The 7,234-nt window shown below is 70.0% G+C and carries 7 protein-coding genes; all 7 read left to right on the top strand.

All coding sequences use genetic code 11. The features are described 5' to 3' along the window. Nucleotides 1-163, top strand: a 163-nt coding sequence (locus V7Z54_RS01735) for a DsrE family protein (protein ID WP_334133900.1), incomplete at its 5' end; no start/stop codon positions are given. A 141-nt stretch (nt 164-304) separates the two neighbouring features. Continuing rightward, nucleotides 305-1,531, top strand: coding sequence for a class I SAM-dependent rRNA methyltransferase (locus tag V7Z54_RS01730; protein WP_334133893.1), 1,227 nt, complete (start codon nt 305-307; stop codon nt 1,529-1,531). A 75-nt stretch (nt 1,532-1,606) separates the two neighbouring features. Further along, nucleotides 1,607-2,677, top strand: a complete 1,071-nt coding sequence (locus V7Z54_RS01725; RefSeq protein ID WP_334133892.1) for a CobW family GTP-binding protein — start codon at nt 1,607-1,609, stop codon at nt 2,675-2,677. A 410-nt stretch (nt 2,678-3,087) separates the two neighbouring features. After that, nucleotides 3,088-3,576: an RNA polymerase-binding protein DksA gene (gene dksA / locus V7Z54_RS01720; RefSeq protein ID WP_334133889.1), complete on the top strand. Its 489-nt coding sequence runs from the start codon at nt 3,088-3,090 to the stop codon at nt 3,574-3,576. Nucleotides 3,577-3,629: 53 nt separating this feature from the next. Further along, on the top strand, nt 3,630-5,324 hold the full coding sequence (locus V7Z54_RS01715) for an STAS domain-containing protein (protein WP_334133887.1): 1,695 nt from the start codon (nt 3,630-3,632) through the stop codon (nt 5,322-5,324). A gap of 2 nt (nt 5,325-5,326) precedes the next feature. Continuing rightward, a complete protein-coding gene (gene hslV, locus V7Z54_RS01710) occupies nt 5,327-5,905 on the top strand; it encodes an ATP-dependent protease subunit HslV (protein ID WP_334133886.1) in 579 nt (192 codons plus the stop codon). Next, entirely contained in the window at nt 5,902-7,221 is a 1,320-nt protein-coding gene (gene hslU / locus V7Z54_RS01705) for an ATP-dependent protease ATPase subunit HslU (protein ID WP_334133885.1), read from the top strand. The genes hslV and hslU overlap by 4 nt, the downstream gene beginning before the upstream one ends. Nucleotides 7,222-7,234 lie beyond the last annotated feature (13 nt).

The following is a 7,234-nucleotide window of genomic DNA, read 5'->3' as shown; positions in this document are numbered from 1 at the left end:
CCTGGCCAACCGCGGGGTCGAGTTCCGCGTCTGCAACAACACGCTGGTGGCGCGCAAGATCGATGCCGCCAAGCTGCTGCCGGAAGCCAAGATCGTGCCTTCGGGTGTGGCCGAGGTGGCCAAGCTGCAGGCGCGCGAAGGCTTCGTCTACCTGCGGCCCTGATCGCGGCCCAGGGGCGGTGGTCTCCTTGCGTGCCTGATTGCTGCACATACATAGGCCAGGCGAGGCGCGGCCTTGGCCGGCCGCGATGCGGTGCCACAGCGACTGCCGCTTCGCAGGGGCAGGGGTGGGACAATCCACCCCATGAAGACGATTCGACTGAAGGCGGGCAAGGAACGCTCGCTGCTGCGCCATCACCCCTGGGTGTTTGAGGGGGCCATCGATCGCGGCCGCGCGGACGCCGGCGAGACTGTGCGCGTGGAGGCGGCCGACGGCCGCTTCCTGGCGTGGGGCGCCTATGCGCCCTCATCGAAGATCCGGGTGCGGGTGTGGAGCTTCGATGAGGCCGAACGCATCGATGCCAACTTCTTCGAGCGTCGTCTGCGCACGGCAGTGGCGTTGCGCCAGCGACTGGCCATCGACAGCGATGGTGTGCGGCTGGTGCATGGCGAGTCCGACGGGTTGCCCGGCTTGGTGGTGGACCGCTACGGCGACACGCTGGTGGCGCAGTTTGGCAGCAGTGGTGTGGAGCGGCACAAGGCGCTGATCATCGACGCGCTGCTGCGCGCGACCGGCTGCACGCGGCTGTACGAGCGCTCCGATGCCAGCGTGCGCCAGCGCGAGGGGCTGCCGCCGGTGACGGGCTGGCTGCGCGGCGACGGCCCCACCGAATGCGTCATCCACGAACACGGCTGGCGCCTGAGCCTGGACGTGGCCGAGGGACACAAAACCGGTTACTACCTCGACCAGCGCGACAGCCGGCGTGACTGCGCCGAGCTCACGCGCCGTTTCGGCCTGGCCGAGGTGCTCAACTGCTACAGCTACACCGGCGGCTTCACGGTGGCGGCGCTGGCCGGTGGCGCGCGCCACGTGATCTCGATCGATTCGTCGGCGGCGGCGTTGCAGCGTGCGCGTCACAACGTCGAGCTCAACGGCTTCGATCTGGCGCGCTGCCGGTTCCTCGATGCCGACGTCAACGCCAGCCTGCGTGCCTTCGTGGCCGAGGGCCGGCGCTTTGACGCCATCGTGCTCGACCCACCCAAGCTGGCGCCGTCGGCACAGCACGTGGAGCGTGCCGCGCGCGCATACAAGGACGTCAACCGGTTGGCTCTGCGCCTGCTGCGGCCCGGGGGGATATTGTTGACGTACTCGTGCTCCGGGGCCATCGGGGTGGAGCTGTTTCAGAAGATCGTAGCCAGCGCGGCCGACGAGGCCGGTGTCGATGCGGTGATCCTGGCGCGCCACGGGGCAGCGCCCGATCACCCCACGGGGTTGGCGTTTCCCGAGGGCGAGTACCTCAAGGGACTGGTGCTGTGGCGGCGCGATGGCGTGGCGGAACTCCTACCGGCAGGCCCCGTGGCGCCGGAGTAACCGGGCGCGTCGGGGTGCCGCCAGCCCCAGGCCATGCGCCGCGGTGGCCCTTGACGACCGCGCTACACTGACCGCATGGCACTCATTCCTGCAACCATCCTGACTGGCTTTCTGGGCGCCGGCAAGACCACGCTGCTCAAGCGCGTCCTCACCGAGGCGCACGGGCAGCGCATCGCCGTTATCGAAAACGAGTTCGGCGAGGAAAACATCGACAACGACATCCTGGTGGCCGACACCGAGGAGCAGATCATCCAGATGAGCAACGGCTGCGTGTGCTGCACGATCCGCGAGGACTTGCGCAGCACGCTGTCGCTGCTGGCGGCCAAGCGGCGCAAGGGGCTGCTGGCGTTCGACCGCGTGATCATCGAGACCACGGGCTTGGCCGACCCCGGTCCGGTGGCGCAAACTTTTTTCATGGACGACGAGGTTGCCGAGACCTACCTGCTCGACGGCATCCTGACGCTGGTGGACGCCAAGCACGCGTCTCAGCAGCTCGACGCCCGCCAGGAGGCGCGGCGCCAGGTCGGCTTTGCCGACCAGATCTTCATCAGCAAGGCCGATCTGGTGTCGGCCGAGGCGCTCGACGCGCTGGTGCGCCGCCTCAAGCACATGAACCCGCGCGCGCCGATCGAGACCGTGCACTTCGGGGAGGTGCCGCTGCAGCGGGTGCTGGACCTGCACGGCTTCAACCTCAACGCCAAGCTCGACATCGACCCCGACTTCCTGCGCGCCGACGGGCACGATCACCACGACCACAGCCACTGCGACCACGACCACGGGCGCTGTGCGCACGACCACGACCACGACCACGAACACGGGCACGGGCACGCCCGGCACCATCATCACGACGACGACGTCAAGAGCTTCGTGTGGCGCAGCGAGCGCCCGTTCGACCCGCACAAGCTGGAGGACTTTCTGGGCGCGGTGGTGCAGGTCTGGGGCCCGAAGCTGCTGCGCTACAAGGGTGTGCTGCACATGCAAGGCACCGACCGCAAGGTGATCTTCCAGGGCGTGCACCAGCTCATGGGCAGTGATTTGGGGCCGGTGTGGAAGCCGCACGAAAAGCGCGAAAGCAAGATGGTGTTCATCGGCATCGACCTGCCGCGCGACATCTTGGTGCAGGGCCTGGAGCAGTCGCTGGCCTGAGGGCGGGCGATGAGGGCGCGTCACCGGCGGGGACTGTCGCGCCGCGACGACGTCGCGTGAGCCGCTGCGCCCAGGACGGCGGTCTGTGCGCTTACAATCGGCGCCCATCTTTGCGGGGATGGCTGGCGCGGCAGGGAGGCCGCACCAGTGGTCCTTGGCCAACCAACCCCGCGTACCCAAGGAGATGTGCCGTGAAGAGCCGCAAACCGTCGCCAGGGGATGCGTCCCCCGCAGCCGGTTCCGCTGCCCCGTCTGCCGGGGCGGTTGGCCCCGTTCGCACGGCGCGCAAGCCCTCCGTCGCGGCGGCGCGGCGCGCCGAGCGCGCGGCGATGCACGCCCAGACCACTGAGGCCGTTGTCCCCACCCACGATCCGCGGGCGGCCAAGGCCAGCTATGCCCCTGAATCCGTCATGACCACGACTGCCCCTGCCGCAGCCGCGCTGCGCAAAGACCCCGCCCGAGTCGACAACTGGAAGATACTGCCGCTGGAGCAGCTCACCGACGCCGACATCCTGGCGATGCCGGACGAGGAGTACATGAATGACGTGCAGCTGGCGTACTTTCGCCGCAAGCTGCTGGCGCTCAAGCGCGACATCCTGAACAATGCCGGGGAAACCACCGAGCATTTGCGCGAGGACACCGTCGTCGTGCCTGATCCGGCAGACCGCGCCACGATCGAGGAGGAGCACGCGCTGGAGCTGCGCACGCGCGACCGCGAGCGCAAGCTGCTCAAGAAGATCGAGCGGGCGCTGGCGCGCATCGACAGTGGCGAGTACGGCTACTGCGAGGAGACCGGCGAGCCGATCGGCGTCGGTCGGCTGCTGGCGCGGCCGACCGCTTCGCTGTCGATCGAGGCGCAGCAGCGGCGCGAACTCAAGCAGAAGCTGTTCGGAGACTGAGTCGGCCCCGCGGGCGCCGCCGATACGCCCAACGACTACCGGAGCCACACCGTATGCAGGGCCAGCCCGACCCCGAAGCCGACGGTGGCTGGTGGCGGCGCCTGTGGCGGCGTGACGCAGCGGCACGACCGTCGGCCGCCGCGGTAGCGGGGCTGGAGGAGGAGCGCCGGGCCCTGAAAGCGGCCATTCAGCGCAAGCGCCGCAACGACCGGGTGCGCTTCCAGGAGCTGGAGGAGCTGCGTGCGTTGCTGCGCGCGCGCGCGCCCACACCGTCGGCCAGTCCGTCGAGCGAAAGCGGCGCCGTGCCGTCCAGCCCATCCAGCGTCGCGGTTGGCGGGGGCGCGCGCAGTGGCTGGAGCCGCGTCAGTCCGGACAAGTCGCGTACCATCGAGCAGATCGCCCGCATCGAGGCGCAGATGACGCAGCACTGGACCCCGCGGCCGGCGTCGGCGCCGGCGTTGCGCATCGGGGCGCCCGCGGCTTCGGGCGGGCGGGCGCTGCAGGCGGCTCCCCCCGGCGGGCTGCGCATCGATGTCGTCGGCCCCGATCCCGCGCTGGCGCAGGCCGAGCGCGACCTGCTGCTCACCCATCCGGCCCTGACCGAAGCGGCGGTGCGCTTTGCCAACGGCCGTCTGGTGCAGGCACGGCAGGCGCTGGAGTCGGTGCTGGCGCAGGAAGTGGACACGCCGTTGGCGCATGTGGCTGGCATGATGCTGCTCGACTGGTTCCAGGCCAACGGCGATGTCGAGGGCTTCGGCGAGTGGGCCGTCGAATGGGCTGACCGCTTTGGGCAGCCGGTGCCGCGCTGGCCCGGAATGGTGGCGCCTGCTGAGTCGACGGCGCCGCCGGTGGCGGCAGAACCCGGCGCGGTGTGGGTCTGTCCACCCTTGCTGGACGGCGCAGCGGTGCAGGCGTTGGCGGCGCGCGATGCGCAGGGGGCGACACCGCGCTGGATGGACTGGACCGACCTGCTGTCCGCGGACGCCGACGCGGCGCGGGCGCTGACCGCGCTGTTCGAGGACTGGGCGCAGCGCCCGCTGACGCTGCACTGGCGCGGCGCTGCGGTGCTGCGCCGGCGCCTGAAGGCGAGCACGCCGTCCGGGCGGCGCGACACGTCGGCGCAGTGGTGGCGGCTGCGCTTGGCGGCGCTGCGGCTGCTGGGGCGGCGTGACGAATTCGACTTGGTGGCCCTGGACTACTGCGTCACCTACGGCGAGGTGCCCCCGGCGTGGTGGGCGCCGGTGGCGCGGGTGGAACTGGTGGAGGGGCTGCCGGAGGTGGTGGCGCCCAAGGCCCCGCAGGCCGGCACGTCGGTCGCCGAGGCGCCGGCGCCCGAGGCCCCGTGGCCCGAGCTGACGACGGCCATTGCCCTGGGGGAGACCGAGTTTCCGGCGCTGCCTACGCGGGCGGCCGGCTGGTCGGTGCAGACGCTCTCGCCCGAAGGGGGCGCACTGGTGCAGCTGGAGGGCGCGCTGCAGGGCGACGCGCGCGCCGCGCTGGACGCCCTCGATGCCGCCATGCAGCAGGGCGGCGGCGCGGCGGACGCGGCCGGCCGCACGCTGCGCATCGACGCCCGGCGGCTGCAGCGCATGGACTTCGCCGCCGCCGGGGCGCTGCTGCAGTGGCTGCTGGCGGCGCGCGGCCGGGGCGTGCGGGTCGAGCTCGACGGGGTCAGCCACCTGCTGGCGGTGCTGTTTCACGTGGTCGGCATCGACGAGGTGGCCGTCGTGCGGCTGCGACAATACTGACCATGGAACGCCAATCGTATGCCGGTGCCGTCTTCCACGGCACCACTATCGTCTGCGTGCGCCGACCCGATCCTGCCGACCCGGCCCGTATCCAGGTCGCGATGGGCGGCGACGGCCAGGTTACCCTGGGCCACATCGTCGTCAAGGCCAGTGCGCGCAAGATCCGACGCCTGCACCGCGACCAGGTGTTGGCGGGATTTGCCGGCGCCACCGCTGACGCCTTCACGCTGTTCGAGCGCTTCGAGGCCAAGCTGGAAAAGCACCAGGGCCACCTGTTGCGTGCGGCGGTGGAACTGACCCGGGACTGGCGCACCGACCGCGTGCTGCGGCGGCTGGAAGCGATGCTGGCGGTGGCCGACCGCAGCGCCAGCCTCGTCATCACCGGCAACGGCGACGTGCTGGAGCCGGAGCACGGCATCGTCGCCATCGGTTCGGGGGGCGCCTATGCCCAGGCCGCTGCGCGCGCGCTGCTGGAGCACACGGCGCTGCCGGCCGAGGCGGTGGTGCGCGAGGCGTTGCGCATTGCTGGCGATCTGTGCATCTACACCAACCAGCACCACACGGTGGAGGTACTGGCATGAGCACGGCCATGACCCCGCAGGAAATCGTCTCCGAGCTCGACGCTCACATCATCGGCCAGCAGGCGGCCAAGCGGGCGGTGGCGATTGCGTTGCGCAACCGCTGGCGGCGCCAGCAGGTCGACGCCAAGCTTCGCCCCGAGATCACGCCCAAGAACATCCTGATGATCGGCCCCACCGGCGTGGGTAAAACCGAGATCGCGCGCCGACTGGCAAAGTTGGCCAACGCGCCCTTCATCAAGGTGGAAGCGACCAAGTTCACCGAGGTCGGCTACGTTGGCAAGGATGTGGACAGCATCATTCGCGACTTGGCCGACATCGCCGTCAAGCAGACGCGCGAGGCGGCGATGGCGCGCGTGCGCACGCGTGCCGAGGATGCGGCCGAGGACCGCATCCTGGATGTGCTGATCCCGCCGCCGCGCGACGGCGACGTCGATCGCGACAGCGCTGCGCGCCAGGTGTTTCGCAAGAAACTGCGCGAGGGGCAGCTCGATGAGCGGGAAATCGAGCTGGAGCTGGCCGCGCCGCAGCCGCAGTTCGAGGTGATGACCCCGGCCGGCATGGAGGAGATGGCCGAACAGCTCAAGGGGCTGTTTGGGCAGCTCAACCTGGGGCGGCGCAAGACGCGCAAACTGCGCATCGCCGAGGCGCGCCGGCTGCTGGTCGAGGAAGAAGCCGCCAAGCTCATCAACGAGGACGACATCCGCACCGAGGCGCTGCACAACCTGGAGCAAAACGGCATCGTCTTCATTGACGAGATCGACAAGGTGGCCACGCGCAGCGAGGTCAGCGGCGCCGATGTCTCGCGCCAGGGGGTGCAGCGCGACTTGCTGCCGCTGGTGGAGGGCACCACCGTCTCCACCAAGTACGGCGCGGTCAAGACCGACCACATCCTGTTCATCGCCAGCGGCGCTTTTCACCTGAGCAAGCCCAGCGACCTGATCCCGGAGCTGCAGGGGCGTTTTCCGATCCGCGTGGAGCTGCAGCCGCTGTCGGTGCAGGATTTCGAGGCCATCCTGACCCAGACCCACGCCAGCCTGGTGCGGCAGTACCAGGCGCTGCTTGCCACCGAAGGCGTCGAACTCGTCTTCACCGGCGACGGCATCCGCCGCATCGCAGCCATCGCCTACGAGGTCAACGAGCGCACCGAAAACATCGGCGCGCGCCGGCTGGCAACGGTGATGGAGCATCTGCTCGACGAGGTGAGCTTCGATGCGCCGCGCTTGAGCGGCCAGACCGTGACCATCGACGCCGCCTATGTGGAGCAGCGGCTGGCGGCGCTGGCGCGTGATGAGGATCTGGCGCGCTTTATCCTCTGATTGAGCGCTGACC

This window comes from Tepidimonas sp. (assembly GCF_036824975.1).
In the GTDB taxonomy this organism is placed as follows: domain Bacteria; phylum Pseudomonadota; class Gammaproteobacteria; order Burkholderiales; family Burkholderiaceae_C; genus Tepidimonas.
Note: the sequence above shows the minus strand (reverse complement) of the source record. Positions and strands in the feature narration are given on the sequence as shown.